Origin of the sequence: Sandaracinobacter neustonicus (genome assembly GCF_006385875.1) — a bacterium.
GTDB lineage: Bacteria > Pseudomonadota > Alphaproteobacteria > Sphingomonadales > Sphingomonadaceae > Sandaracinobacteroides > Sandaracinobacteroides neustonicus.
Genome location: NZ_VFSU01000013.1, coordinates 1 through 26,995, shown reverse-complemented (window position 1 = coordinate 26,995; position 26,995 = coordinate 1). Strand labels below are relative to the sequence as shown.

Below are 26,995 nucleotides of genomic sequence, written 5' to 3'. Positions count from 1 at the left end.
ATGTACCTGTCGACCGTGCTCGACGACTTCTCTCGCTACATCATTGCATGGAAGCTGTGCACCAACATGCGGGCCGAGGATGTCACCGACACGCTGGACCTCGCGCTCAAGGCCTCGGGCTGCGACAGCGCCACGGTGCTGCACAAGCCCAGGCTGCTCAGCGATAACGGCCCCAGCTACATCGCCGGCGAACTGGCGGAATACATCGATGCGCAGAAGATGAGCCATGTACGCGGCGCTCCGATGCATCCCCAGACCCAGGGCAAAATCGAACGCTGGCACCAAACCCTGAAGAACCGCATCCTGCTGGAAAATTACTTCCTGCCCGGCGACCTTGAGTCCCAGATCCAAGCCTTCGTCGAGCACTACAACCACCAGCGTTACCACGAGAGCCTGAACAATGTGACGCCCGCCGACGCCTACTTCGGCAGGGCTCCGGCGATCATCCAACAGCGTGAAAGGATCAAGCGACAGACCATCGAACATCGGCGCTTGCAGCACCGCAAGCTCGCCGCGTAACATCAACCCCCAGACGAGGCCCGCACTCCGCTAATTTACGCCGCGAGTTGCGCCAAATGTTCTGACGACTGACAATCACCCGAAGCCGGGTGAGATAATTCTCGAGCGTCACTGGTTTGATCGGCCGATGTTCTTCGTCGAATAGACCCGGCTTCAACATCCTCGTGCTGTATGCGCGCACCTCATCCCGGAGCGATTGGGGAAAATCTTCCCAGCGCACGCAGCGTTTGCCTATCGGCTCGGGAGCGGGAATGGGCGGATATGGCGATCCCAGTGTTACGACCGCACGGTTCCATGCACGGCGAGCGACATGCCCGCGTTCTCGCGGATTGCGCTGCGTCATCTGCTGGTCGAGATACGCATAATAGCGGTCAAAGATTTCAGGCGACACATGATGGGGGCCGATCTCGCGGATCGAACACCAACCTGCGAAACGATGGATTTCGTCCCTGTCACGGCGAGACAGTGGCACGACGAGCAATTCCCATTCGGCATTGAGCTTAAAGTTCCGACGCTGGCGATGGACCTTGACGCCACCAATCTCCAACGCACAGCGAAGCCTGGACATCACGTTCGCCCAACTGGCCTTCGTGTATTCAGCAAGCAGCCATGGTGCCTTTGCACCGAGAGTGCGGATGGTGCCTGGATCGGCTATGATGACGCAGGGCGTAAGACCACAGACCCGAGAGAAGGTCCTGATAGCGGAACAAAGCTCGCGTCGTTTCCACTGCGGGATTTCCTCCAGGCTCGTGATCCGCTCAATCAACTGGTGAAGAGTCAAAGTTGGGGCGCTAGGCGCAGGCATGGTGAAGCCCTCCTCATGGTCGGTTGATGACTGATGATGACTGGTGTGATCAGGGGGGCGGATTGGTGATGCACCCGGTGCCCATTTTTGTTGAATATGGGGCTTTGGGGTTTCACCAAGCCTCTGATCTGTCCCCGGACGATGGGACGGGGGAGGACGTCAGAGGGTTTGAGCGCAGTGGGCTTCGAACAGCGCGACGTTCGCCGCCGACACGCGGACGGCCCGTCCGATACGATGGGTGATGATGTCACCACCTTCGATCAGTCGACGGATATGCCGCTGGGACAGACTCCACCGAACTGCCAGTTCAGCCACGGTGTAAAATTCTTTGCGTCTCAGCGACTGAGGCGCTGAGGACTGAGTTTTTACAGCGTCTGTCGACTTCGGAGGGCGGGGATACATGGTGGCAACTCCTTCATGGGGCGTTGCAGTCACTTGACTCCGCCAGGCTGGGGGAGCTGGTATATGACTGCGCCTGCTACAAAGAGAAGCGCGGAATATGTCGTGTATCAATAGCCGACATTGGATGTGGCACAAGAATTGATCCAGAAAATTAGAATGTATTTTATGCATTATGCATATTATTAAATTTTATATTTCAAATTCAATGTTTTGCAATATATTCGATATATCATCACAGATGTGACAATTATCCGAATTATCTATTTCATGTGGTTTCTAGTAATTATTGTACTTGCGGATATTCTGGAATGGCAGCCCCTTCGTCGTCGTTCGGCGGTGACGAGATTCTGATCAAAGAAACGGCCCGTCAATTTCATCGAACAGGATCGCCTCGATTTCGCGGGCAAGGTGGGCACGCAGGATGGCAATCTCTTCGCACACGACTGGCATGACGGCTGGCAGATCGCTGAAGACGCCTGGGCAGGGACTGCTGCTGCCTGGCTGAGTTGGACGAGGTGCGCTCTGCCTGCGCCTAAGGACGATCCGCATACGCCGCTTTGGCGTGGCGTGGCCTGTCGAACCAAGGCAAGAGGTGGGCTTGGTGTCCATCTCTCATTGTCTAGGGGAAGTAGCCCATGACAACCTAGGCCGAATTTTCGGACTGGAACACCACGTAGGCCGCACGCCTGTGTCGCACAATGATTATGCAATTAACTGCACAGCGCTGTTGGGGATTTTTCTCTTTCTTCCCGCAAGGTTATGCGGAGATGGAGTGGATCTCCGCTCCTTTTGCATCGAGAATTTCAGAGCGCGTCGCGATGACCAATTCTTGATGCAACGTTCATCAGACAGGGTTAGATCGTAATTTCGTTCGATACGATGAGATTTAGCAGTTCGGTGAGGGCGACCTCCTTGTTCAACAACCCCTTTGAATGGGGAATGGCGCCTGACTTCTGGAGCGCCTTCTTGAACACGGCGTATTGATCGCTGTCGAGGTGAAGCACGACTGTCCTGCCCTCAGGATCAAACTCCTTTTCGTGCAGGTACATCTTCAACTCATGCGCGGTGGAGGCCGCTGCCTTTGCGAGCAGCGCGTTAATGTTGTCGGCGTCGACATAGGAAGCGAGCAGTGCCAGCTTGGTCCAACCGATCCGGCGCAGCTGCTCCATCGGAATACCAAGTTCATCAAACGTGCGGCTGATCTGAGCTAGGTTATATGCCTTTCGGGTGCCGATCTTCAGCTGCTTCGCGACAGACCTGAAGTCTTCCGGGTGATTTTCCTGCGCATCGCGGAGATACTGTCCTGCCTCCAGAAAGTGATCGCTCATCATGTCTACGATGATCTGAGGCACCTTGGATGTCTTCGGCTTCGTTCCCTTCATTTCTTCAAACCTTTGAAATTGTTGGGAACTATTTCATATGGGAAAGACGTCGCCAGGCAATGGGTTTTGATCAAAAAATCACTTTATCAGCAGGTTGTGGTCAAATTTCCACTGGCGAAAACGAATCCTTCCAGTGCCCAACGTCTACAAAAACGCAATCTATGTGCATTTGTTTCAGCTGGCACATATGCACGATTCCATCATCGTTCCGGCCTATGCAGACTTTGCTTTGATGTGGTGACTATAGGCAAACTCGGCTGCCTTGTCCGCATCGAACAAATCGGCGACGTCGACCTTCAACGAATCTGCGATCCTAACGAGCACCTTCACTGACGGATTGCGGACCCCGCGTTCCACCCCGCTGATATACCCGCGATCGAATCCACTATCTGTCGCGAAATCCTCCTGCGTGATTTCCTGCTCTTTCCGCAGCCGCCTGAGATTCCAGCCTATGCGCTTATGGACGTCCATTGTGGCGGACGATCAGTTTATGAGACTGATCAGCCCACGACTTATAAGGCTCATTTTTCTGGACGTGGCCCCCGCATTCCGCGCAGAGAGGGTGCATGGCTAAACACCGTGCGATCCCTGTTCTTATCACCAACGATAACAGTCGCAGCGCATTGACGCGCGTTAGGCTTGGTAACGGCCTGCACGATGAGAACTGGCTGCAGGCACTGATCCATGATCATCCGGCCATTCTCCCGATCTCGGACATCGAGCCGGGGTTCGGAGATCTGATCGCGCTGGCCCGCGAGGTTCCTTGCGGGCACGGCTACATTGATAATCTCTATCTCACACCATCCGGCGATATCGTTCTGGTTGAAACCAAGCTGTGGCGGAACGGCCAAATGAGGCGGGAGGTGGTGGCGCAGGCGCTGGACTATGTCGCTGCACTGACGATGATGGGATACGAAGCGTTCGAAACGGCCGTTGCGCGAGGGCAGCAGGCACCAGAGCGCCTGTTCGCCGTCGTCCGCAACCATCCTGAAGCTTTGGAAGAAGCGGAGTTTGTTGATGCGGTTTCATTGAACCTGCAGCGAGGCCGGATGCTGGTCATCGTCTTGGGGGACGGCATTCGGACCGAGACGGAAGCGCTCAGCAACCTGCTGCAGAGTCACGCCGGTGCACATTTTACCTTCGCGCTCGTCGAGCTTGCCACATGGCAGAATTCGGCAGGCGATATTCTCGCTGTGCCCAGCACACTGGCCAGAACCGTAATGATCGAACGCGGCGTCGTGCGCGTCGAGAATGGGGCAGCGACCGTCCATCCCATTCCTGTCGCTGCTCAGAAGGGGCCTCAGTCGATTAGCTCGGCAGACTTCTGGGACATGATGGCGAAGCGCGACCCGTCGCTGCCTGGTGCCATCCGGTCATTCTTGTCGGCGCTCGAACCTCTCGGCATTTATCCCGACCTCAAGGCAAGCCTGAACCTGAAGCTAGATCTGGCTGACCAGGATAAGCCGATCAACTTCGGCTATATCGTAAAGAACGGCACATTCTGGCCGAATCCGGCGTCGTGGACGCTGCCGGAAGCGATCTGGCGGCCTTACTTTGAGGCGCTGGCTCGGATGGTTGGGGGCACCGTAATCGACGAGCCGAACAACAGATATGTTGCCGTCAATGGACGCTCCGGCCCAAAAATCGAGCAACTTCTGCCGCAACACCAGGATGGCTGGGTTGCGGCCATCGAGCGGGTCATTTCGACCATCACCCATTCCGAGACCGCCGGCTTTGAGGAAACGGCATGCTGAAAAAGGTCGCCCTGTTCATTGTGCCGTTCGCCATCATCGTGGCGCTTATCGGGTCACGGGATAATTCCGCGAATAAGGACATGTCACGGCCACTTGCAGCCGGAGAAATGACAAGGCCCATATCAACACCGATGTCCCCGGGTTAGAGCCTCTGACGGGTGAAGCTTTGGCTAAAGAACAGCAACTGCATGAGAAATTTGCTCGTGAGGCCGCTGAGGAAGCTTCACATGTGCGCGAGCGTAAAGCCGCGGCCGAGGAGGCGCTGGCAAGCTCCAACGAGAAAGACTGGAGAGGGGTAAATCCCCTACCGGTTAGCGTGGCCAAGGGCCGGGTCACGGCAAAGGCGATGGTGATTGTTTGCCCGGAGTTTTTTGATCTTGAGAGAGCGCTGAACCTTCATAATGCGAGACGCTCCGATCAGGCTCTGGCCTTAGGTTGCCGCTATGTTCGTGAAGGAGAACAGGGTGTCCGACTTCAGCAGGTCGGCAACATGCAGGAAATCCTGTTCGACACGGACGAGGGCAGCCGCTCATACTGGGGATATGTGTCGCACTTCGTCTGGGAACCTTGACTGCAGAGACTATCACCGGACAGTCATCCAGGGCTTTCCGATCTGGGACCTTGATCCACTTAAGCCACTGCAGATCATTATCCCACTTCCCTAGAGTGTGCATGATGCCTGCTTCTGCGGACAGTCCTGACTGGCAGCTTTCGAAACTGAAATGGAGTTAGCGGACGTTCCTACCTGCGAGTGCGTGGGTCAGCTTGCGCCCAATGGCAGTCGTTCCGACCTAGGTTCGCTCGTCTCCGAAAGCGGCCATTCGTCAATTTCTATGCGTGAACCAAGCTGCAAGTTTTACTGTGATGCGTGCAGCGTCTTCGGTATCGCGCTCTGGCGTTTGAGTCTGACATGCAGTTACTTCAGGGCCAAGCGAGTAGCCGATGCACAACTTCTATGTCGCAATCGTCGACTCGATCATGGCGCGACGCGAACGGATCATCGTCGCTGCTGGCCGATAGGGATGAGAGACGCAGGGCAGCGGTTCGCGCCGTCAGCGCGCGGCGCAGGGCGCGTCTCGCAGAGACGGTGTTTCCGTCCATCACGTAGCCGAGCATTAGCGCATAGGGCAGCCCTGGAGAATATTTCCCGATGAGGAAACGGGCGAGGCCCTCGTCGAGATATTCCCGGACGAGTGCCTTCTTGCCCGATTTGAACTGCACGTTGAGACGCTTGCATTCGCATGCCAGATAGACGTCTTCGTCATCGCCCATCGTCAAAACGAAATCGATGTCGCTTGAGAGATGGGCCGTTCCGTCAGGCCGCTCGGTCAAAAGGGAATATTGCGGCACCAATCTTCCAGGTACTTTTTTGGATCGGATAAGTGCGAGTACCAGCTGCTCGGTTATCGGATCTTCGCGTGTGAGGGTACCCTTGATGGGCATAAGCGGGGCCAGACAGACTGGCCATGTCTCGTCTATGGCGGCGAGAACTCGGTCACCCAGAGATCGGAAATGCGGGAGCCACGCGCTCGGATCACCTACCAGCACTGACGAGCCCCACCTCGGAGGCGCGATGCTGGGCGCGGTGAAATTCCGCCGCTACATCTTCCGCATCTGCCAGTGCGGTCGACACAAGCCAGTGGCGGAGTTCAAGTGGCTTGACCAAGAAAAGGTCGTTTCCGACCACCACACGAAGGTCAGGGACCGTTTGAATATTGCCTGTAATTATGTGCGGAAGACGCTGCGCGATGTCATCGAGAACAGCCTCCACATCGCCGTCCGGCGGCGGATGCGTGTCGACATCGGTTTGCAGGAGGCTGAGGCGCAAAATTCCGAGATCAGTCGAGATCGCGATCATTTGTGCTGTTACGGGTCGATCGAACCATCCCCCCAATGAATCGCTTATGGTTTTCGCATAAGTCGACCGTGCTTCATCGGAGCTGCGCATCCAGAGTTTCTGGATTCCAGCGTTGCGACGCGGCTGCATCGCCGGAATAATATAATCGAAGGTTTCGTCGATAATGGCGTTATCGTGCTCATCGAGGCCGTAATAACGATACACGAGCTCATCGAGCTCATCGTAAGCTGAGTGGTCTGACGCAACCGGGGTTGCGTCGCTAAGCAGCTTGTCGATCAGTTGAACGATTTGCTCCGCTGCCTCGTTCGCCACCGCTGGATCAGGCATCGAATGCGGCTTGGCAAAGGGTAGCTTCAAAAGCTCAGTTTGAAGAATCTTCGCGCGATCGGTCCCCAGATTGGCGCTTTCATGAAAGTAGAACCAGCCAGCAAGGCGACTGTTGAGTATTCCAGTGAGCAGCTTGGCGTCCCGCTTATCTGTGGTCGGCATGGCGAGCGACTGCAGCGAATCCTGAAAGATAAAGTCCTGATCGCTATAGGCTGCCCGCAGTCTTCCCACGGCCCGTTCAATCCCTTGAGGGATCAGAATATGGGGGGCGTAAAAGCCGTCAACAAAACCGCGTCGCCTTGCTTGACCGGGAAGCCAATTGGGATGCTGCGCCACATGTTGCTGAGGCGGAACAACCAGACCTGTTAGCCCATCCGCATCGAGAAATGGAAGCTTCTCTAGTTCCGGGAGTGGTTTGGTCTCATACTTTCCGGCCTCCACCCTGTCGCGCAGCGCTGGCTGGAAACCTTGGCCAATAATCCAGTGCGATGATCGCGTTGCCCCGGCCCCGCGAGCACGCTTGGACTCCACGACATATTCACCAAGCCGCGGTAGGCTCTTAAGGAACTGGAGCAGCCGCTCCTCAGGCGAGCGCGTCCACAGCCGTCGCTTGAACAGCGCCGGATCGGCGTCCACTTCGTCGCTTCGTAGCCGTAGTCGGTCCGAGCTGCGGAGCATCAGTATGCGCTTGAGCCGCAACGTCAGATCGGCTTTCGGCACCCAATAGTCGAAACGATATGGAAGCCGTTGTGCATCTTCCGGGACAGGCCGGAACATTGCGAGTCCGGTGGGACGCTCAGCGCCATCGAAAAGCTGAAAACACAAATCCGAAAAATTGATAATCCGCTCAACTCGTGCGAACTTGAGGAATAGGCGACGCGCCGTCTGCGCCGATGTGTTGTGAAACACCCCCATCGCCGGCAACAAGAAGGCGATGAGACCATCGGGTTTGACGACCTTGAGCGCCTTCCAGATGAAGCCCCATGCAATATCGTTTGCTGGATCTGGTCGGTTATGCGTCTTGCACCAACGCTGCGCGAACGTCGCTTCGCCGCTACGCCCTTTCCAAGGCGGATTGCCAACAATGATGTCGATTACGGGCTGGTCATCGATCGCGAAAAAGTCCTGACCCGGCAGTAACGTCACCCGGTAGAGCGATGGCAACAATTTTCCCTTGGCGATCAGCTGTGGAAGATCGCGCGGATTGGAGTGCTCCAGCAATGCGATGTAGAGAGAGAAGGCGGCGACGCGTACGGCCGTCGCGTTAATATCTCCGCCGCGCAGCCGCTTGGCTATCGATGTCAGATCTTCCCAGGCGACGAATTTTCGACGCTCAGTGCGTCGGCGATCTGCGACCAGTCGTTGAAAAACTCGAACAAGGAATACGCCCGAGCCGCATGCCGGGTCGGCGAAGACTCCCGACTGCTTTTGCTCGGTCGAAATCGCTTCCCAGAGCTGGTTCACGACGACGTCCGCCAAGAACATCGGCGTGTAAAATGCTCCGTCCGCATTCTTCTTGATCGCTTCTTCTTTGAGGAAGCGATCGTAGACCGCGCTGATCAGTGCGACCGGGATATATTTGAAGTCGTAGCCAAAGAAGCGGAGTTGCCCGTTCGCCATCTCCTCGCGCCCATGGCGAAAACGCCCCAAAACGCCGAGATGGGATGTCTTCACCTGGGGCGGCTTCGGGCCGTCGAGGTCGAATGCACATGGCGCGTTGAAGATGTCCCCGTTGAATGCGCCGCGGAGCCAAATGAAGAGGTCTTCGAAATGCGTCGTTGTGGAGGCCGCGAGAATATCTGCAAAACTCGTACATTTTTCATCGGATGCATCCTTGAACACTTCCGGTCCAATGATGCAGCGATCCTCAAGATAGGCGATGAACATCGACTGCATTAGCAGCGCCTGGGCCGCATCAATACCCAACGATGGATGCAGCTCGCGATAGGCAGCGAGAAGGTTGTCCAATAGTACGCTGTCTACACGGTCGGATGGATCGAAAAACTGATCATGCTCGATCCAATAGCGGCCAGATTCGGCCGAACGAACCAACTCGCGAACAACAAGGGCATCGCGGACCAGCGAAAGGGTCTCGATTAGCCTTGGATCTTGGCCACCTCCACCACCCTCCAGCTGAAATGGACGACGAACAAGGGAATAGGCTCGTAGCTCATCATCGCTGATGACAAGCAACAGGCTCATAACGCCCTGATTCCAAAGCGCACGATGCACCGCGTCAATTGCATCCGCGGTCACACTAGCATCAGCGAGAAAAGCAATGGTGGGCACCTGCTCGATGCAGAACACGGCCGATAGGCCGAGCTCCTCCAAGGCAAAGCGGATCGCATCCGCATGCGGCCCGGCATCAATCTCATCGCCCGGCTGATACAGCTCAGGGGCGCGACGTTGGTTGAGCGCCAATGCTTCGCGCCACGCGCCAGGCATCTCCTGCGTCATGCCGCGGCACATCCGAAGCCAATTAAGACGCCGGGGGTTATAGCCCTGTGTTGAGAACAAAACAAGAACAATATTGCTCTTTGCTGAGTTGGAGCGCCTATCACAATATGGCCCTCACATATGGCGCCATGACCTTGCGGACCCGGCATACATCGGCAGTGGTCAACAAAGTTTCAGCATCGACGGCGCGTTGCTCCGCGGCAATTCTGAGTGCATCGACAACCTGGTCCAACCCGATCTTTGCGCGATGCTTGAAACAATCACAGAATGTCTTCGCGAGAGAAGTCACAGAAACCGCAACCCCGTCTATCCGATGTTGCTCGATGCCTGTCGCAAATGCCGCGCCCGATGCACGGACCACGCGAAGGTCGAAAGTAGGGCTCGTGGGCGCCCACGCTTTTGCGGGCAGCAGCATCCAAATCTCGAGCGGCGCCTTTGCGATGACGCCGTGCACATGAAGTGCAGAAATCAAGCCAACGACGCCTTTTGGTATCGCTCGTGCCGCTTCGGCAAGGCCGTGCATGGCGGTTGCCTTTGCACCTGCGAGTTCATAACGGCCGCGCGCTGTGCGAACGAGCAGCCCCTCGTCTTGCATCCGCGATAGGTAAATCCGCGGTACGCCAGCGTTTTCGAAATCACGAGTGCGCGCTATCCCGTTTGAACGCGCAACTTCTAACGCGCGCTGTTTGAGAGCGGACCCTTCCATGAAAAAGTTGTTACGATTCCTAGGACATGAATTCAAGAGTCCGAGAAATCGTAACGAGATCAGCGTGGGGGGGGACGGCGCGGGGCGATTCTGAGGCGTGCGAAGCCGCTGCCGAAAACGTCGAAGGTGCCGATCAAATCGATGTCACGGTCGCAAGCTGGCAACCTTATCCCACCGGTTTCAAATGTCCGTTTCCCCAAGTTTGCCGCATAGAACCTGCCGATCTGAACGGCCCCTTGCAGACATAGGTCGCAGGTCAACGAACGACGGCTTTCGACTAGACAGATTGAAACCTGCTATGGCCGATTTGTTGGCGCTCTCCGAATCCGGAAATCTGCAAAAGATGGGCGGGCCAGATGGTAAGACTGCTTTACCTATTTGCGCTATTCACCCGGGATGCCCGGCTCGTTGCCAGATTGCTCACCCGAACATGAAGACCGGATGCTGGCCGACGACATCAGCCAGTTGCTTGCTCTTGGCGATGCGCTGGACAGCCAGGAACGGGCCATGATTTCCCGCACGATCGAAGCTGTGATCCGGGTGCGGGGCATGGATTCCCTGGCAATCGCGGGCGGCGTAAGCCGGGACCGGCTACGGTCCGCCATACGAGGGCTTGGATCCGAGGATTGTGCGCTTCTGCGATCGCTCGTTGCCCGACTGCTGGCGGCGCTTGAGGTTCAGGAGTTGGACAAAGCCATCCGTGGCGATGCCAGCCATTCCCCGGCCGCTGTTGCCGCCGACAAGGGACTGCGCGGGCCATGAAAGGGGGTCTGCCGGAGGTCTATCCCGAACCGCCGCATCGCGAATTCGTGGACTGTATCCGCAATGCGGGCGCTGTTGACCACAACGCCCGAACCCCTTGCGCCCACCGAGGCCATGGACAGGATCATGGACTGGGCAACAAGGCCGCCAGCGATTTCACGGCGTTCGGCGGCTGATCCGATGCCTGCAGCGGCGCGCCGAATCGCCATGCGCAATCGCAGAGCGTCGGTGGGCATCGGCATCAGCAGATGGTTGGCTTCCATGGAGAGGACGGCGAGCGATATCGTCGCGAGGCTGGAAAGATCCCCGACATCGGCACCAAATATGGCGAGCCGCTGTCGATAGGCACCGAACAGGTCGTGATGCGCGAATATCTCGCGGATGCGTCCGGCATCCGCAGGATTGGCGGTGCAGAGCTCCTCAACAAGGGCGGGCTGGAGGTCACGCAACTCCTCGAAGCTTTCGAGGTCGGTGGGAATGGGCTCGCCTTCGGTCAGGCTTTCGGGGTTTTCCAGCAGCCCGTTGCCGATCGTCGCGGCCAGCCACCGATCGGATGCGGCGAAACTGCAATCCGCCAGCGACGGCCAGATCAGGCGCTGGCTACCCGGGCGCATCTGGTCGGCGGATTGGCTCATCAACGGCAGCGCAAGGCGACTGGTATCGTCCCGTTTTCTTGCCCAGTCGCCCGGCGTGGTGCCGACAACATCCTGAAAGACCCGATGGAATTGTGTGTAGCTTCCGAAGCCGGCGGCGAGCGCAGCGGTCAACAGATCCTCCGACGTCGGATAGATATCCTGAAACCGTTCCAGCCGGGCAATGTTGCGCCATTCGACGAACCCCCGCCCGGTTTGCGCTACCAGCAGGTCGCCCAGATACTTGGTGGAAACCCCGCACATCGATGCCAGCGCCGACAGATTCGCGATCTCGTCCTCCCGGCGGAGCAGGCTGAGCGCCTGTGTGACGGCGGGGTGCCGCACCGGCGGCGGCGGGCCGGCGCTGGTCCGGGCGATATGGATCGTGCTTCTGACGGCATATTGCAGTCCGACCGCATAGACATCCGGGCGGTCGGCATCCTGACTGAGATGTACATAGAGCCGGTCCAGCGCGATGGCATCTTCGGCGGAGAGTGCCTTGAGGGGGTGCGCGGCCGCCAGCGCCAGAATCTCGGGCGTGTAATGCTCTGACGTCAGCGAGCCCACCCACATATCGAGGCCCGGACCGCGCATCAGGCGATGGCGCTGATGCGGCAGAATCCAGACGAGGGAACCCGGTTTCAGCTCGTAATTGTTGTCTTCCAGAAAATAGGCGCCGCGCCCGGCGACGATGAGATTGAATTCCAGTTCTTCGTGATGATGCGCCACCTCCCACCCGGCTCCGGGTCCGGTGCGACGGATATCGGGCAGCATCCGGGTTCCTGCAAAACTTCCGAAGTTCTCGACGCTGCCCACCATTGGGGGACGGTAGTCAAAGCTGACGCCCGCCTCAAGCAAGTGCGCGTTTTCGGTTTCGGCAAGGCTTGCGGAAAAATGGAAGAAGAAAGCCGGAAAACCGGAAAGACCGGAAAGTGGCCGATGCCCTAAATGCCCGACCATCGGCAAGACAGTACGGCTTGTGGCGGAACCCCGGTTTCGCCGCGCGCCCTCTCTTTGCCCTGACCGGATTCAAGTCTTTGGCAACGGGGAATAAAAAATGGGCAACTCGGCAAAACGCGGTTCACTTCTCGGTTCGACGGCGATGGCCGCCACGGCGATCATGATGTTTCAGGCGGCGCCTGCAATGGCCGATTGCCCGGTGCCGGCCGGCGGCGCCTGTGTCTGGGGCGGCACCGGCGGCGCGGGGTCGCCTGCCCCCAGTTCGGGCGCGCCCAGCAACGGAAATGGGCACGACGGCGGTCCCGGCGACCCCGGCCCCAGCGGAGGGCTGACAATCGACGGACGCAACTGGGTGGCCATCGCACAACTCGGCTTCTCTCCGGTACAACTGTTCACCATCGGCGGCGCCGGTGCGCAGGGCTCTGACGCCACCGCCGGGCTGGACGGCAAGAGCGGCGGCAGCGGCGGCAGGGGCGGCGACGGCGGCAGCCTGAACATCACGCTGGGGTCCGGAATGAGCGGATCGACCTCCGGCCCAATCGCAGCCATCTCCATTTTCAGCGGCGGCGGAGAAGGCGGCGCCGGGGCCTCGGCCAACCTCAGCACCGATGACGACCAGAATGGCGTCGGCGGCATCGGCGGAACCGGCGGCACGCTCACGCTGGATATCGACGGCACCTGGCCCTTCAACACCAACGACGCCACCACCGGAAGGTCTCTGGCGACGGCGTCCACGGGCGGCGCCGGCGGCTATGGCCGCGACTGGAAGGCCGGCCTGAACGAGGACGGCATTGACGGCGGCGCTGGCGGCCTTGGCGGAACGATGGACGTGATCCTGCGCGGCACCTTCAACAATGCCATGGGCGCGGCCATCTTCAGCGGCGGCGGAACCGGCGGCGCGGGTGGCCAGTCGGAGCAGTGGCCCGGTTCCATCGGCGGCGCGGGCGGTGCCGGGGGGCAAGGCGGTACGGTCAACGTGACCACCACCTCCACATCCTATTTCGGCACGACGACGGGCTATGACGCAGCGCTGGGGTTCAGTTCGCAGGGCGGGACGGGCGGCGTCGGCGGCTCCGGCCCCAGCGGTGGCAACGCCGGCGCAGGCGGCGCAGGCGGTGATATCACGCTCACGCTGCAGGGTGGGCAGTTCGTGGCCACCGGTTCCACGGCTTCCGTCGGAATCCTTGCCCAGTCGCTGGGCGGCAATGGCGGGGATGGCGGCTCGGGCGGGCATGTGATCGGGCCGAACGGCGGTGCCGGCAGTGCGGGCGGCACCCCCGGCACCGTCACCATCAATGGCGGGGGCCTTGCAACGATCACCACCGGCCAGAACATGGGGCCGGATGGCGATCCGACTGTCTTCGGCTATTCGCCGGGCATCCTTGCGCAGGCGATCGGCGGCGGCGGTGGCAGCGGCGGAGACGCCAATGGCTGGCTCGCGGTCGGCGGCGACGGCGGGGCAGGTGTCAACGGCAACGCCGTCTCAGTCGAAGTGCAGGCCAATATCACCACCTGGGGCACCAACTCCGACGGCATCGCCGTACAATCCATCGGCGGCGGCGGCGGCAAAGGTGGCGACGCCAAGGGCTCCGGCGTAGAGGTGAACATGATCATCGGCGGCACCGGCGGCGGTGGCGGCGACGGTGCCGGGGCGGCCGCCCACCTGGAGTCGAGCAGCGCCATCACCACCTATGGCACCCACAGCAGCGCCATCGTGATCCAGTCGGTCGGCGGCGGCGGCGGGGCCGGGGGCGCGGCCTACAGCAAGTCCACCAACCTGTTCTATGGCGCGTCCATCTCCCTTGGCGGATCGGGCGGCAACGGCGGCAATGGCAGCACGGTCGGTTTCGTCACCGGAGCCAGCTCCACCAACGAGGGGCGGATCATCACCTCTGGTGCAGACAGCCACGGCATCCTGGGCCAGTCCATCGGCGGCGGCGGCGGCATCGGCGGGGCCTCCACGGCGATTTCCAAAACCTATTCCGACGATGACTATCCCAGCATGTCTCTGACGCTCGCCATGGGCGGTTCGGGCGGCAATGGGGGCGTCGGCGGCACTGTCAGGCTCGACAACAGCGGCCTCATTCTGTCCACCGGGGGCGGCTCCATCGGCGTGATCGCCCAATCCATCGGCGGCGGCGGCGGCACGGGTGGAGACGCCAGTTCCGCGTCCACCGCAACCGGGGGCGCTGTGAACATCTCGTCCAGCTTCACCTTCGGCGGCAAGGCTGGCAGCGGCAGCCATGGCGGCATCGCCAGCATCTCCAACAACGGCATCATCATAACCACCGGCGAATCCGCCGATGCCATGCTGGTGCAATCGATTGGCGGCGGCGGCGGCAACGGCGGCGGCGGTGACGGAAAATCCTCCACCTCGGGCGGCGACAACAGCACCAGCATCAGCGCCACCATCACCATGGGCGGAACGGCCGGCGGCGGCGGTGATGGCCAGTCTGTTACGGCCACCAACCTTGGCTCGATCATCACGCTGGGCGATTCCGCCTTCGGGGTCGCGGCCCAGTCCATCGGCGGCGGCGGCGGCCGGGGCGGCGGGGCGGCCGGTTCCGCCTCCGGCGATTTCACGGGCACCGCAACCGTCGGCGGCTCGGGCGGCAACGGCGGCAATGCCAACGGGGCCGATGCGGTGAACGCGGAATCGACCGTGACCGTCAACAACAAGGCCGGGGCCACCATCGTGACGTTCGGAGGCGATGCCAATGGCATCATCGCCCAGTCCATCGGCGGCGGCGGCGGGGCGGCCGGCAAGGCGGGCAGCAACATCTCCACCAAGAAATCCACCAACGACGGCGGCAATGGAGATGCCGCAGGCAAGCAGAACACGATCAGCGGCATGACGCAGGCGTTCGACGCCAACGGCATGGCCGGGCTGCAGCAATATGCCGGGCTGAACGGGGCGATCAACACCGTGAACAGCCTACTGGGCAACAGCAACTCCGTCAGCCTGCTGGGCGACGAAGACCCGGATTCCGCGCTGGATGACGCCAGCCAGTCCAAGGGTGAAACCGACGACGACAATGATTCCTCCAGCATCAACATCAGCGTCGCCGTTGGCGGAACAGGCGGCAGCGGCGGCGATGGCGGTGCCGTGGTGGTTCAGAACGACGGCGAAGTGGCCACGCTGGGCCATCATGCAGATGCCATCGTCGCCATGTCGATCGGCGGCGGGGGCGGCAAGGGCGGCGCGGCGACGACGGCGGCATCAGACGACAACAAGAACGGCAATGTGTCGGTCGGCGGCTCGGGCGGCAGTGGCGGCAGTGGCAGCACGACCAGCATCACCAACACGGGCGCGATCTTCACGAAGGGCGCGCTCTCGGCCGGGATCGTCGGCCAGTCCATCGCGGGCGGCGGCGGCATCGGCGGGGCTTCGGCTTCCTCCGTCTCCGCCAGTTCCAAAAACAACGGCGACGACGACGCCAACGACGGCGCCTTCAAGTCGCTGCAGGTCTCGGTCGGCGGCAAGGGCGGCACCAGCGCCGAATCCGGCCAGGTCACTATCAGCAACAGCGGCGCGATCAGCACGGCCGCCCATGATTCGATCGGTATCATCGCCCAATCGATCACCGGCGGCGGCGGCATCGTGAAAACGCTCGCCGTCGATCTGGAAGGGGCCGGCGGCTCGGCCAGCGCGACGGGCACCAAGTATGACATCAACTTCCAGTTCGGCGGCTCCAACGGCAGCACATCGCAGGGCAGCGGCCGGGTGGAGGTGACGACGACGGCAGGCGGCACCATCACCACCAAGGGCGACAATGCCTATGGCATCCTCGCGCAATCCATCGCCGGAGGCGGGGGCGTCGCACTGGGCGGAACCGCCAAGGGCAGCAGCGTCGCCGACTTCTTCGGTTCAGGCACCACATCGGGCAGCGTGATCGACGACGGGAAGAACGACCCCACCGATCCCAACGGCAACAGCGGCCTGTTCGTGACCGTCGGCGCCGACATCTCCACCGGCTTCAAGCAGAAGGATGGCACCGTCACCGGCAAGGGCGCCAGCGCGGTGATCGCGCAATCCATCGGCGGCGGCGGCGGGCTTGCCGGCGACACCGGGTGGACGCAGCAGCACTTCGGCTTCGGTGGCGGCGGCACCAACCGCACCGGCAATGGCGGCGTGGTCGACGTGACGATCGACGCGGGCGTGAACATCACGGCCATCGGCGACAACACCACCGCGATCATCGCCCAGTCGATCGGCGGCGGCGGCGGCTATATCGCCAATTCGAACGGCCTGTTCACCGGAACCGCCGGCGGCCATGGCTATGGCAACAACGTGACGGTGACGAACAGCGGCACCATCACGGTCACCGGCGCCTATGCCATGGGCATCTTCGCCCAAAGCGACGGTGACGGCAGCCAGCACGGGCGGATCGCCATCGACAACCATGGAACGATCAACGGCAGCGCCAGCAACTGGGCCGTCTATTTCGATCATGGCGGCACGCAGGCTGAGAACAACAATGTGCTCAACAACTGGGGCACGATCAATTCCGGCTCCGCGAGTGGCTATGCCGTCTATGGCAATGCGGGTTTTGTCTACATCACCAACTCCGGAAACATCTGGGGGCAGATCGACCTGACATCCAATGGCGGCAACGGCTATCTGGACATCATCGCCTCCGGCACCGTGCACTCGACCTCGATCAATGTCGGCAACAATTGCACGGCCACGAATTGCAGCGTCAGCAATGCGGGCACGCTGGATATGCGCAGCGCCGATGGAGCGGCCCGGATCACCGGCCATTATATCGGCAAGGCCGGAAGCCGCCTCGTGCTGGCGGCCGATTTCGCAGGCGGCAAAGGCACGCAACTGGTGATCGACGGCAACGCGGCGATCGACGGCACGGTGGACGTGCGCGCCAGTTCGATGCGCAACAAGCCGCTTACGCTCATCAATGCGACCGGCCAGCTGACGCTCGGCCAATCGCTGCAATCCAGCGGCACCCACCTGTTCGACTATGCGCTCACCACCGACGGCAAGCTGCTGACGGTAACGCCAAGGGCGCATTTCACCGAGAAGGCCACCCAACTGGGCCACAACAGCCAGGCGGTCGCAAACGGCCTCCAGTCCCTGTTCGACAGCGGCGCCTCTGCCGACGTCGCCTTTGGCCGGCTGATGTCGGTGGCAGACGACGCAGGCTATGCCTCGGCTCTGGACTCGCTGGCAGGCGGCGGGCTGGGCGCCTTCGGCGCCTTCCGCTTCAACAGCAGCCGGAGCTTCGCGGCCAATCTGTATGGCGGCTGCAACGATCTGCAGTTCGCCAGCCGCTCCGCCGACCGCTGCGGCTGGGCGCGGGTGCTGGTGAACAACAGCACGCAGGACTCCAGCGCCGACAGGCTGGGTTACAAGGCGGACTCCTGGGCGATGCAGAAGGGCCTGCAACTGCCCTTGTCCGACACGCTCGCGCTGACCCTGTCTTCCGCCTACGAGAACACGAAGTTCCGCGACGGCGACGCCCGCATCAAAGGTGGCTCGATCGTTGCAGGTATCGGCCTGTTCTACGGCGCCGAACGGCTGGAACTGTCCGGTGCGATTGACGCGGCCTATGGCTGGTACAAGTCCAGCCGGAGCATCGCGCTGGGCGGCATCAGCGAGCAGGCCAGCGCAAAGCCCGAACAATCGCAGATCGGCGGCCATGTGCGCGCCAGCTACAGCCTCTCGGCGGGGAGCAACGGCTTTGTGCGGCCCTTTGTGGAAGGGCATGCGATCCGCGTCTCCAACAAGGCCTTCACCGAAACCGGTCCCTCGCCGTTTCGGCTGGCGGTGGAAGGGCAGGCAGACACCGCCCTGATCGGGGTGGCCGGGTTGGAGGTGGGCACGAAGCTGCCGCTTTCCGCGAAGGTGATGCTGCGGCCGTTCGCCAGCGCCGCGCTGGAATATGGCAGCCCGCGCAGCTGGACGACGACGGCGCGCTTTGCAGAGCAACCGCAGGGTGACAGCTTTGACCTGACGACGGCGGGGCCGGAAACGCTTGGCCGCTTCGCCATCGGCGCCGATCTGCTGGGTTCGAAAAACGTCGCCTTCTCGGTTCAGTATGCGCCGGAACTGGGCAAGGGTTTTACCTCTCATTCGGGAACGGCGCGGCTGACCATCGCGTTCTGAATTGAAGCCACATTCCCGCTGCCCGTCCTTTTCAAAGGCACAGGTGGCCGTGAAAAACAGGAATATTTGAACATGCAGAATGGTCCGCTTCAAAAGGCAATCATCTACGAAGGCTGGGGTGCCGATCCTGCCCGCGACCGATGGGTCCGGCACAGCGCCTCCGGCCGGATGGACATCGTCGCAATCGGCGATCCCGCATTGGCACCAATGGTTGCCTGCGAACTCGCCCGGAACGGTGCGCGCCTGATCGAAATGTGCGGAGCTGTGTCACCAGGGTGGCGGGCAAAGGTCAGCGCTGCCGTCGACGGCAAGGCCGTCGTCAGCTCGGTGACTTATGGTGTCGAATCCCTGATCTTTGGTGCCGCTGCGGCGCAGGGTTTCATCAATGGCAAGCCGCCGCGGGAAGCACATTTTATCCTCGAAAACGGAAGCGACCCGAGGATGGACCGCTTCGAGCTGACGTTTCCACCGCAGCACGCGACCTTCATACCGGTGCCGGATGAGATGTCCGCCGCAGAGATCGCCGCTGATCTCGCGCTGTCCGGTATTGGACTGATCGAACTGTTCGGCGGATTTTCCGACGCAGGCGCTGCGGCCGTGATTGAAGCGGTCGCTGGCCGCGTGCCGGTTGGTGCGGGCAGTGTAGGCTTCAATCAATTTGACTTTGGTTCAACGAAAGGATGACGACCATGATGAAAACGGCAAAGATCACGCTCGCTCTTGCACTGCTGGCAACCGCAGGCGGTGCCTTCGCGCAGGAGCCTGTGCAGAACATCGACCCATCCCGTCACGGCAACCTCGCCGCCGCGCAGGATCTGGTGCGTCAGGCCTATGACCGGCTGAGCGTTGCTCAGCGGGAAAACGGCAATAACCTTGGCGGCCATGCCGAAAAGGCGAAGGCCCTGCTGCAACAAGCCAACATCGAAATCCGCCGTGCGGCCGACGCTGCCAACCAGCGTTGAGACAGCGGACATGAGGATGCAGAACCGGAAGGGCGCGCGGATGCGATTGCTTCAACAGGGGCTGATTGCGCTGTGCGCTCTGGCCGCCCCCCTTGCCGGAGGGCAGGCAAGTGCGGCGGCACCGGGCACTATCCTGCATCAGGAGGCCATCCCCGGCGCACCCGATGGGGCGCAGGCCTATCGGGTGACCTACCAGTCCCGCACGGCAAAGGGGGATGATGTGGCCGTTTCGGGCCTGATCATCGTTCCCGCGGGCACGCCCCCGGCTGCCGGCCGGCCCGTCGTCGCATGGGCGCATCCGACCACCGGGGTGGTGCCTGCCTGCGCGCCCTCCAACTCCGTCTTGCGGTTCGCGATGATCCCCGGCCTCAGGGATATGCTGAAACAGGGCTTTGTCGTCACGGCCACCGATTACCCCGGCACCGGCCCCGGCGAAGTGCAGCCGTTCCTCGACGGCCCGGCGGAAGCGCGCGCCGTGCTGGATTCCGTGCGGGCCGCAGCCCGGATCGCAGGGTCTGGCGCAGGGCCGCGCTTTGCCCTGTGGGGTCACTCGCAGGGCGGGCAGGCAGTGTTGTTCGCTGGCGCCACACAGGCGGACTATGCCCCGGAATTGCAACTCGCAGGCGTAGCGGCGGCGGCGCCTGCCACTGATCTCAGCGCCTTGTTCCGTGACGATATGGGCACGAAGGGCGGCAACAACCTCACCGCGCTGGCCTTATGGTCGTGGGCGCGAACGGAGGCTGCGCCATTCGAACCGATCGTGAAACCCGAGGCCGCGCCCGCCATCGAGGCTGTCGCCGCCAAATGCATCGACGTGCTGCTGACCAGCCCTTCCAAACGCGCGGCGGACAAGGTGCTGGCCACCGGCTTCCTGACCGTGCCGAATGTTGCAACAGTCGAGCCGTGGCGGAGCATCATCGCCCGCAACAGCGCGGGCCCGCTGCCAAAGCATGTGCCGCTGTTTCTGGCGCAGGGCGGCGCCGACGTCATCGTCCGCCCTGCCGTGACGCAAGGCTATATGAAGCGGCAATGCGCGGCGGGCGGCAAGGTCACCCTCCACAGCCGCCCGCAGACGGGCCATGGATGGATCGCAGCCAAAAGCGCGCAGGCCGCCGTGTCATGGCTCGCGGATCGCTTCGCGGGCCTTCCAGCCCCCGATAGCTGCTGAGGTTCAACGCGCCGGACCAATCAGGTGGCGGTGTCCGCCACCCAGTTGCCATGAAAGCCTGGCGGAATGCGGTGCGGCAGGTGGACGCGCGCCACCGGTGGCCCGGCAAAGGACTGTACGTCCAGAATGACGAGATCGGTCGTGTCCGAATTTATGTCGATCACAAGGCCGATCAGCCAACCATCTCCCTCGGCACTGTCGGGCGCACACGGGATGAACATGAACTCGCCCGGAAAGCATCCGGCACCGAAATCATGCACCTGCTTCGCGCCCGTCTCCAGATCGTGAAGATAGAGAGCGCTGCCGCCGGGGGCCGGATCGGTTGGCTCTATCGGCTGGGAAAGTGTGGTGATCAGGCGATGTTGCTGCCCGAAGCGGCGTTCATCGATGCGGGGAAACTCCTGCGTGGCCGCATCGATGCTTGTCACATCGACCTGCCGTGTCAGCGGATCGATTACCCAGCGCTCCAGCCCCCGGTTCCGGTCGCCATCCGCATTGAACATGCTGGAAAAGGCGCAGACATCCAGAATAACGCGGCCATCCTCCGCATCATAGGCATTGGCGGCATGATAGACATAGGAAAGCGGCACATCGCACCAGATGATGTCTTTGGCGTTTCCGTGGCGCGGCATCAGGCCCACGCGACATGGCAAAGCCGGCTGCCAGGAATAGGGGAAGGGGCTGCCCGCTGCGGCAGCCTTGGCATTGAAGGCAGCGGGCATGTCGAAAATCAGGACATAGCGCGCCGTAAATGCGCAATCATGCAACATGGGCCCATGTTGCAGGCCAAGCGGCTCCTCACGGACGACCTTGCCGGATCGGTCGATCACGACATGCGCAGCCTTGCCGGGCTCCATCCACTGATAGGTGATGGCATGATATTCGCCGGTCAGCGGATCGCGATGCGGGTGCGCGCTGAAGGCCCCGGCCAATGTGCCGTCGAAGTCGGTATAGTCCTGTGTCGAAAGGTCTGCGGCAAGCGCAACAGGCGTGCTGCCACCTTCGACCATGCCGAGTATCCGCCCGGCGACAACGCCCACGCTGGTGTTCACGGTATCGCCCGGGCCGTGGCGCACGCCGGGCGCCGGGATCACACCAAGCTGCGCCGCTGCGCGATGCGAACGGATGAAGCGGCTGCGATACCAGTTCGCCTTGCCGTCGGCGATCTCGATCCCGTGCACCATGCCATCGCCGATGAACGGATGATAAAAACGCGGATCGGCTTTGAGTGGGTTGGGCCCCATGCGCAGATAGTGGCCGCGCAGCGCGATGGGTATCTCGCCACTGACGGCAAGCGCTCCCAGATCGACCTCGGCCGGCATCGGGGCCCAGATGCCCGAAAGAAACGGGTTGGTTGCGGCGGACATCAGCGATCTCCAGTCTGTTGGTTGTGGCCCTGAGCCTAACTGGTCTTCAACTTTGTATAGCTTGCGGCCCCAGCCAAAGCCGCAACGGTCATTCCGATGGCCAGAGCATGCGGCAGTTGCGGCATGAACAGCAGCAGGGCATCGGCAACCATGATCGCCGCCATCGCCATCGCCCAGACAAGCGAAATCTTCCTGTTTATCTCGCGAAAGGCGAAACTGTCCCAATATTCGGGCGCGACCGTTTCCTGCGCATATTGCATGGTGAAGGGGCGACCCACGATGATCGAGCCCGCCACAATCAGGAAGATGCCGATATCGACGGTCAGCCGCACACCCATGACAGACCATTGCGCCCCTGAGATCAGCGTATAGACCGCAAGGCCGCCGAACAGCAGCGCCGTGCCGACTTCCAATATCTTTGCCGAGCGACCCCCAGCCAATTGATGCCCGACAAGCGCGATGGCGGACAGCGCCCCGGCCGCAAGGCCGGACAACGGCCCCCAAGCGTGGCAGACGATCGCGAAAAGCAGAAAGGGCAAGAAGCCGAGCATCAAATTCACAAGTCACCTGTTCCGCAGAAGGAGTGGGTCGCCAACGGCGCTCACCGCGGGCACGTGCTGTCTAGTGTGCCATGCCGGTCCGGTTCTTCCCGGTTTTCCGCCTTTCTCTTTCCATTTTCCCGAAACCGGCGTGCGGAAATGAATTGCCCGGCCTTGAAGCGGTGGACGTTGGGAACCAGCAGAATTTAGTGCCGCACCTTCCCGCCGACAGGCAGCGCTTTGAAGCTGGTCGCCGTGCTGCCGATGATGAGGAGTGAGCGAAACAGGTACGGCAGCTTTGCTGCAACATGCCCTCAACCCTGAACGGTCGCTATGTTGGCTGCAGCAAACAGCAGAGCATCTCGTTTACACCGAGACGTTCTACCTCGCATGTCCGCTTCCAGGCCTTTCCAAATGGCGCGCGAACGGCGGCTTTGTCGAAGGGTTTCGGGCGTCGTGAGACGTACGAAAGCCTCACATGCAGGAACCCGCGCGGGTCGGACGCTGGTTTATGGGGATTTGTGTTTTGGCGTGTTCGTGCGCAGGCCGTGCGCGGCGTTGCCTGACAGGCAGATGTGAGCGACCATGCAGATGCGGGGCCCGAACCGGCGAACTGGCGTGTCGATTTCACCGAGGCTTTCTGGCGCGATTCCTGTCATCCCGGCGCCACGGCCGCGCGGTTCCGCAGGCCAGCGCGGGGGTAGCGCGGCCACAGGATCGGTCTGGCCATGCCGGGTCATGGCGCGCATTCCCGGATTGAGGCAGCAGCCGTTGGTGGCCCGCGCGGTTGTTGCCAGCGCTCGAACGTCTCGATGATGACCATGCGTCCGCCACAGCACGGGCATGGTGGGCGATGATCCTCAACGTCCTCGGGTTCGTCATCCGGCGGTGCCGTGACCTCGAGCAGTCTGCGCGCGAGCGCCAGACTGGCCTTGCGGGCGGAACCGGCCAGCAGGCCATAGTGGCGGATGCGGTGGAACCCCTTGGGAAGGACATGGAGGAGGAAGCGGCGGATGAACTCGTCGGTGGAGAGCGTCATGACGCTCTGGCGATCGGGTCCGTCGCGCCTGTAATCCTTGTAGCCGAACGTGACCCCGCGTTCGTCGAACGCGATCAGGCGGCGGTTCGATATGGCGACCCGGTGGGTATAGCGAGACAGATAGGCCAGCACCGCCTGCGGCCCGGCGAACGGCGGCTTGGTATAGACCACCCAGCGCTTCTTCCGCACCGGCGACAGATGGCGCAGGAACGTCCTACGGTCGGCGAGCGGGGCTGCCGTGCCGAAGAACGCAAGGCGCCCGGCCTGGTGCAACTGCATCAGCCGGGTGAGGAACAGGCGGCGGAACAGCGCGCCCAGCACGCGCACCGGCAGCAGGAACGCCGGCCGCGACGAGACCCAGCGGGTGCCATCTGGCGCGATGCCGCCGCCCGGCACGATCATGTGCACATGCGGATGATGTGTCATCGCCGAGCCCCAGGTGTGGAGCACGGCGGTGATGCCGATCCGCGCGCCGAGGTGCTTCGGGTCGGCCGCGATGGTCAGCATCGTCTCCGACGCAACCTTGAACAGCAGGTTATAGACCACCGCCTTGTTCTGGTACGCGATGTCGGCGACCTCGGCGGACAGCCTGAACACGACATGGAAGTAGCCGACCGGCAGCAGATCGGCCTCGCGGTCGGCCAGCCATATGCGCGCCGCCGCCCCCTGGCACTTCGGGCAGTGCCGGTTGCGGCAACTGTTGTAGGCGATCCGCCAATGCCCGCAGTCTTCGCAGGCCTCGACATGACCGCCCAGCGCTGCGGTGCGGCAGGTCTCGATCGCCGTCATCACCTTGAGCTGGATCAGGCTGAGATGCCCGGCATGGGCAGATCTGTATTCGGGACCGGCAGTGCGGAAGATATCGGCGACCTCGATCGAGGCGCGCACAGGCTCAGCCGGGCGGCGATGCCGTCCGTTCCTGGTCATCCATCAGAGCAATGATCCGGTCGAGCGGGCTTGCCACTGCCTGGATCGTCCGGGTGGAGACCTTGGTGTAGATCGCGGTGGTGTCCAGCTTGGCGTGGCCCAGCAACACCTGGATGATACGGATATCGACATCCTGTTCGAGCAGGTGGGTGGCAAAGCTGTGCCGCAGCGTATGCGGACCGACCCGCTTCCTGATGCCAGCGGCCTCGGCGGCCTCCTGCACTGCGCGATGCAGTTGCCGGGTGGAGATCGGATCTGTGTAGCTGCGGCCGGGGAACAGCCAGCCATGCGGGAACATCACACCCCGCCGCTTGCCCTCGCGCCACCACATCCGCAGCAGTTCGAGCAGATGCGGCGAGAGCATGGCGTTGCGATCCCGCTGGCCTTTGCCCTGTTCCACCCGCAGCAGCATGCGCTCGCTGTCGATATCGTCGATCTTGAGGTGGGCAACTTCGGACACCCGCAGGCCCGCGCCATAGGCGACGCCCAGAGCCGCCTTGTACTTGATGCCGGGTGCCGCTTCGAGCAGCCGGGCTGCCTCCTCGACGCTGAGCACCTCGGGTGCCTTGTAGGGGCGGCGCATGGCGACCAGGCTGCGTGCCAGATCCCGTCGCCTCAGCGTCACGCCAAAGAAGAAGCGCAGGGCGGAAACGGTGCCGTTGATGGTGGGTACGCTGGCCCCGGCTTCATGCTGATGAACCTGGAACCGGCGCAGATCCTCCTCGCTTGCGGTATCGGGAGGCCGGTCGAGAAAGGCCGCAAGGCGGCGGACATGGCGGATATAGTCCTTCTGCGTATGCGGCCCGAGCCCACGCATCATCATGTCGTGTTGCATCCGCTGGCGCAGCGGGCTGATCGGAGCAGCTGTTGTAACGCTATCCATGGCAAGTTCCTCTCGTTGAAGGGAACTCCATGTTCGCAGCGCGACTCCGCACCGCCCAAAGCCCAAGATTACAGCGCTACTTCAACTCACGCACCCCTCCCGCGAAGCGGGTTCGTGCTTGTTGGCGGTAGCGGACAAAGTCACCCATTCTGTATCCGTACGACCCAGTTCTCATCTTTGTCTGCTTTGGTGCGCCATTTTTCCAAAAATAATTACAGTAAGTTAGTATTTCGCTCATGCGAATCGCTGCCGCCGCGGCCGCGGCCGTTTAACGCATTTATAGCCGGGCCGGGGTGGCTCGGCAGGGTGAATCGCCCCTCATAGCAACGCCCCACACCCGAGGGCGCAGGGCGTTGGCAGCGTCAGGGGGCAGAGAAGTGACCCCCCGCTGCAGAGGTTGTTGGATTACCGAGGAACGCACCGCTATGCCTCGGCGCGGGCAAGATGGCACCCGCGCTATCTCGATCACGTCACACGAATCGGTCCTCGTCCTTCCTGCACTCGTGGCGCCATGAACCGCGCCGGGCTTGTCGGAGGCCATTTGGCTTAAATTATGCTACCCCGGGTGTGTCGTCCAGCATGGCGTAGTAGCGCTGCTCGGCTTGGGCGGGTGGGATATTGCTGATGGGTGCGAGCAAGCGCCGGTTGTTGAACCAGTCCACCCATTCGAGCGTGGCGTATTCAACGGCTTCAAAGGATCTCCACGGTCCTCGTCGATGGATGACCTCGGCCTTGTAAAGGCCATTGATCGTCTCAGCCAAGGCGTTGTCGTTGCTGTCGCCAACGCTCCCGACCGACGGCCCGATGCCTGCCTCGGCAAGGCGCTCGGTATATTTGATCGAGACATATTGGCTGCCGCGGTCGCCGTGGTGGATCAGGCCACCACGATGGACAGGGCACCGATCATGGATCGCTTGGGTGCGGGCATCCAGCACTAAGCTGGCATGCGCCGTTCTGCTCACCCGCCAGCCCACGATATAGCGGGCGTAGACGTCGATCACGAAGGCCACGTAGACGAACCCCGCCCAGGTCGCGACGTAAGGGAAGTCCGATACCCACAGCATGTTCGGCGCAGGCGCATGGAACTGGCGGTTGACCTGATCGAGCGGACATGGCGCCGCCTTGTCGCTGATCGTCGTCTTCACTGGCTTGCCCCGGATCACGCCTTGCAGGCCCAGATCCCGCATCAGCCGCTCGACCGTGCAACGGGCAATATCGAAGCCTTCGCGCTGCATCTGCCGCCACACCTTGCGCACGCCATGGACCTTGAAGTTAGCGTCGAACACGCGCCGAACCTCTGGCTTCATCGCTTCGTCGCGCTGGGCACGCGGCGACAAGCGTGATGGATCGCGGCGTTGCGCCACATGCTCATGATAGGTGGATGGGGCGATCGGCAGAACCCGGCAGATCGGCTCGACCCCAGAC

The 26,995-nt window shown here is 61.7% G+C and carries 23 protein-coding genes; 9 read left to right on the top strand and 14 right to left on the bottom strand.

Features of this window, described 5'->3' with window-relative positions:
- Positions 1-519: integrase core domain-containing protein (locus tag FJQ54_RS04445; RefSeq protein ID WP_140927230.1), on the top strand; the 519-nt coding region annotated here is incomplete at its 5' end.
- Here FJQ54_RS04445 and FJQ54_RS04440 read toward each other — a convergent pair.
- From FJQ54_RS04440 to FJQ54_RS04420, 5 genes are all read right to left on the bottom strand, one after another.
- Positions 464-1,285: a hypothetical protein gene (locus tag FJQ54_RS04440; RefSeq protein ID WP_140927229.1), complete on the bottom strand. Its 822-nt coding sequence runs from the start codon at positions 1,283-1,285 to the stop codon at positions 464-466. The two genes, FJQ54_RS04445 and FJQ54_RS04440, sit on opposite strands and share 56 nt — an antisense overlap.
- A gap of 198 nt (positions 1,286-1,483) precedes the next feature.
- Positions 1,484-1,639, bottom strand: a complete 156-nt coding sequence (locus FJQ54_RS17420; protein WP_181159976.1) for a MerR family transcriptional regulator — start codon at positions 1,637-1,639, stop codon at positions 1,484-1,486.
- 438 nt (positions 1,640-2,077) lie between these two features.
- Entirely contained in the window at positions 2,078-2,335 is a 258-nt protein-coding gene (locus FJQ54_RS04430) for a hypothetical protein (RefSeq protein ID WP_140927227.1), read from the bottom strand.
- Positions 2,336-2,580: 245 nt separating this feature from the next.
- A complete protein-coding gene (locus FJQ54_RS04425; protein WP_140927226.1) occupies positions 2,581-3,108 on the bottom strand; it encodes a hypothetical protein in 528 nt (175 codons plus the stop codon).
- 213 nt (positions 3,109-3,321) lie between these two features.
- Positions 3,322-3,579 carry a helix-turn-helix domain-containing protein gene (locus FJQ54_RS04420; protein WP_140927225.1) on the bottom strand — a complete coding sequence of 86 codons (258 nt, stop codon included), beginning with the start codon at positions 3,577-3,579 and terminating at the stop codon, positions 3,322-3,324.
- A 95-nt stretch (positions 3,580-3,674) separates the two neighbouring features.
- Here FJQ54_RS04420 and FJQ54_RS04415 point away from each other — a divergent pair, with 95 nt between their 5' ends.
- Positions 3,675-4,862: a PDDEXK family nuclease gene (locus FJQ54_RS04415; protein ID WP_140927224.1), complete on the top strand. Its 1,188-nt coding sequence runs from the start codon at positions 3,675-3,677 to the stop codon at positions 4,860-4,862.
- Positions 4,863-5,028: 166 nt separating this feature from the next.
- Complete coding sequence (locus tag FJQ54_RS04410) at positions 5,029-5,433, top strand: hypothetical protein (protein ID WP_140927223.1); 405 nt, start codon at positions 5,029-5,031, stop codon at positions 5,431-5,433.
- A gap of 350 nt (positions 5,434-5,783) precedes the next feature.
- Here FJQ54_RS04410 and FJQ54_RS04405 read toward each other — a convergent pair whose 3' ends face one another.
- The 3 genes from FJQ54_RS04405 to FJQ54_RS04395 all read right to left on the bottom strand — a co-directional run bounded on the left by FJQ54_RS04405 (position 5,784) and on the right by FJQ54_RS04395 (position 10,210).
- Positions 5,784-6,215: a hypothetical protein gene (locus tag FJQ54_RS04405; RefSeq protein ID WP_140927222.1), complete on the bottom strand. Its 432-nt coding sequence runs from the start codon at positions 6,213-6,215 to the stop codon at positions 5,784-5,786.
- A 181-nt stretch (positions 6,216-6,396) separates the two neighbouring features.
- On the bottom strand, positions 6,397-9,504 hold the full coding sequence (locus FJQ54_RS04400; protein ID WP_181159975.1) for an N-6 DNA methylase: 3,108 nt from the start codon (positions 9,502-9,504) through the stop codon (positions 6,397-6,399).
- Between the two features lie 100 nt (positions 9,505-9,604).
- A complete protein-coding gene (locus tag FJQ54_RS04395) occupies positions 9,605-10,210 on the bottom strand; it encodes a type IV toxin-antitoxin system AbiEi family antitoxin domain-containing protein (RefSeq protein WP_140927220.1) in 606 nt (201 codons plus the stop codon).
- Between the two features lie 441 nt (positions 10,211-10,651).
- Between FJQ54_RS04395 and FJQ54_RS04390 the strand changes: the two genes are divergently transcribed.
- Positions 10,652-10,972, top strand: coding sequence for a hypothetical protein (locus tag FJQ54_RS04390; RefSeq protein WP_140927219.1), 321 nt, complete (start codon positions 10,652-10,654; stop codon positions 10,970-10,972).
- Here the strand turns inward: FJQ54_RS04390 and FJQ54_RS04385 are convergent.
- A complete protein-coding gene (locus tag FJQ54_RS04385; RefSeq protein WP_235890310.1) occupies positions 10,888-12,564 on the bottom strand; it encodes a helix-turn-helix domain-containing protein in 1,677 nt (558 codons plus the stop codon). The genes FJQ54_RS04390 and FJQ54_RS04385 overlap by 85 nt on opposite strands.
- A 97-nt stretch (positions 12,565-12,661) precedes the next feature.
- Here FJQ54_RS04385 and FJQ54_RS04380 point away from each other — a divergent pair, with 97 nt between their 5' ends.
- The 4 genes from FJQ54_RS04380 (at position 12,662) to FJQ54_RS04365 (ending at position 20,815) form a co-directional block, all read left to right on the top strand.
- Positions 12,662-18,685: an autotransporter outer membrane beta-barrel domain-containing protein gene (locus tag FJQ54_RS04380; RefSeq protein WP_140927217.1), complete on the top strand. Its 6,024-nt coding sequence runs from the start codon at positions 12,662-12,664 to the stop codon at positions 18,683-18,685.
- Between the two features lie 72 nt (positions 18,686-18,757).
- Positions 18,758-19,369, top strand: coding sequence for a DUF6506 family protein (locus tag FJQ54_RS04375; RefSeq protein WP_140927231.1), 612 nt, complete (start codon positions 18,758-18,760; stop codon positions 19,367-19,369).
- 5 nt (positions 19,370-19,374) lie between these two features.
- Positions 19,375-19,647 (top strand): hypothetical protein, encoded by a 273-nt coding sequence (locus FJQ54_RS04370; protein WP_140927216.1) that lies wholly within the window; start codon positions 19,375-19,377, stop codon positions 19,645-19,647.
- Positions 19,648-19,687: 40 nt separating this feature from the next.
- Positions 19,688-20,815 carry a lipase family protein gene (locus FJQ54_RS04365; RefSeq protein WP_181159974.1) on the top strand — a complete coding sequence of 376 codons (1,128 nt, stop codon included), beginning with the start codon at positions 19,688-19,690 and terminating at the stop codon, positions 20,813-20,815.
- A 20-nt stretch (positions 20,816-20,835) separates the two neighbouring features.
- Here FJQ54_RS04365 and FJQ54_RS04360 read toward each other — a convergent pair whose 3' ends face one another.
- Both FJQ54_RS04360 and FJQ54_RS17415 read right to left on the bottom strand, forming a co-directional pair.
- The gene (locus FJQ54_RS04360; protein WP_181159973.1) at positions 20,836-22,182 is read right to left on the bottom strand and encodes a carotenoid oxygenase family protein; all 1,347 of its coding nucleotides are present in this window, start codon (positions 22,180-22,182) and stop codon (positions 20,836-20,838) included.
- Between the two features lie 35 nt (positions 22,183-22,217).
- Positions 22,218-22,721: a hypothetical protein gene (locus FJQ54_RS17415; protein ID WP_181159972.1), complete on the bottom strand. Its 504-nt coding sequence runs from the start codon at positions 22,719-22,721 to the stop codon at positions 22,218-22,220.
- Between the two features lie 92 nt (positions 22,722-22,813).
- Here FJQ54_RS17415 and FJQ54_RS04355 point away from each other — a divergent pair, with 92 nt between their 5' ends.
- Positions 22,814-22,999 carry a hypothetical protein gene (locus FJQ54_RS04355; protein ID WP_140927213.1) on the top strand — a complete coding sequence of 62 codons (186 nt, stop codon included), beginning with the start codon at positions 22,814-22,816 and terminating at the stop codon, positions 22,997-22,999.
- Between the two features lie 458 nt (positions 23,000-23,457).
- Here the strand turns inward: FJQ54_RS04355 and FJQ54_RS04350 are convergent, their stop codons facing one another.
- The 3 genes from FJQ54_RS04350 to FJQ54_RS04340 all read right to left on the bottom strand — a co-directional run.
- A complete protein-coding gene (locus tag FJQ54_RS04350) occupies positions 23,458-24,687 on the bottom strand; it encodes an IS91 family transposase (protein ID WP_140927212.1) in 1,230 nt (409 codons plus the stop codon).
- On the bottom strand, positions 24,653-25,570 hold the full coding sequence (locus tag FJQ54_RS04345) for a tyrosine-type recombinase/integrase (RefSeq protein ID WP_140927211.1): 918 nt from the start codon (positions 25,568-25,570) through the stop codon (positions 24,653-24,655). The genes FJQ54_RS04350 and FJQ54_RS04345 overlap by 35 nt, the downstream gene beginning before the upstream one ends.
- 551 nt (positions 25,571-26,121) lie before the next feature.
- On the bottom strand, positions 26,122-26,995 hold an 874-nt coding region (locus tag FJQ54_RS04340), incomplete at its 5' end, for an IS3 family transposase (protein WP_140927210.1).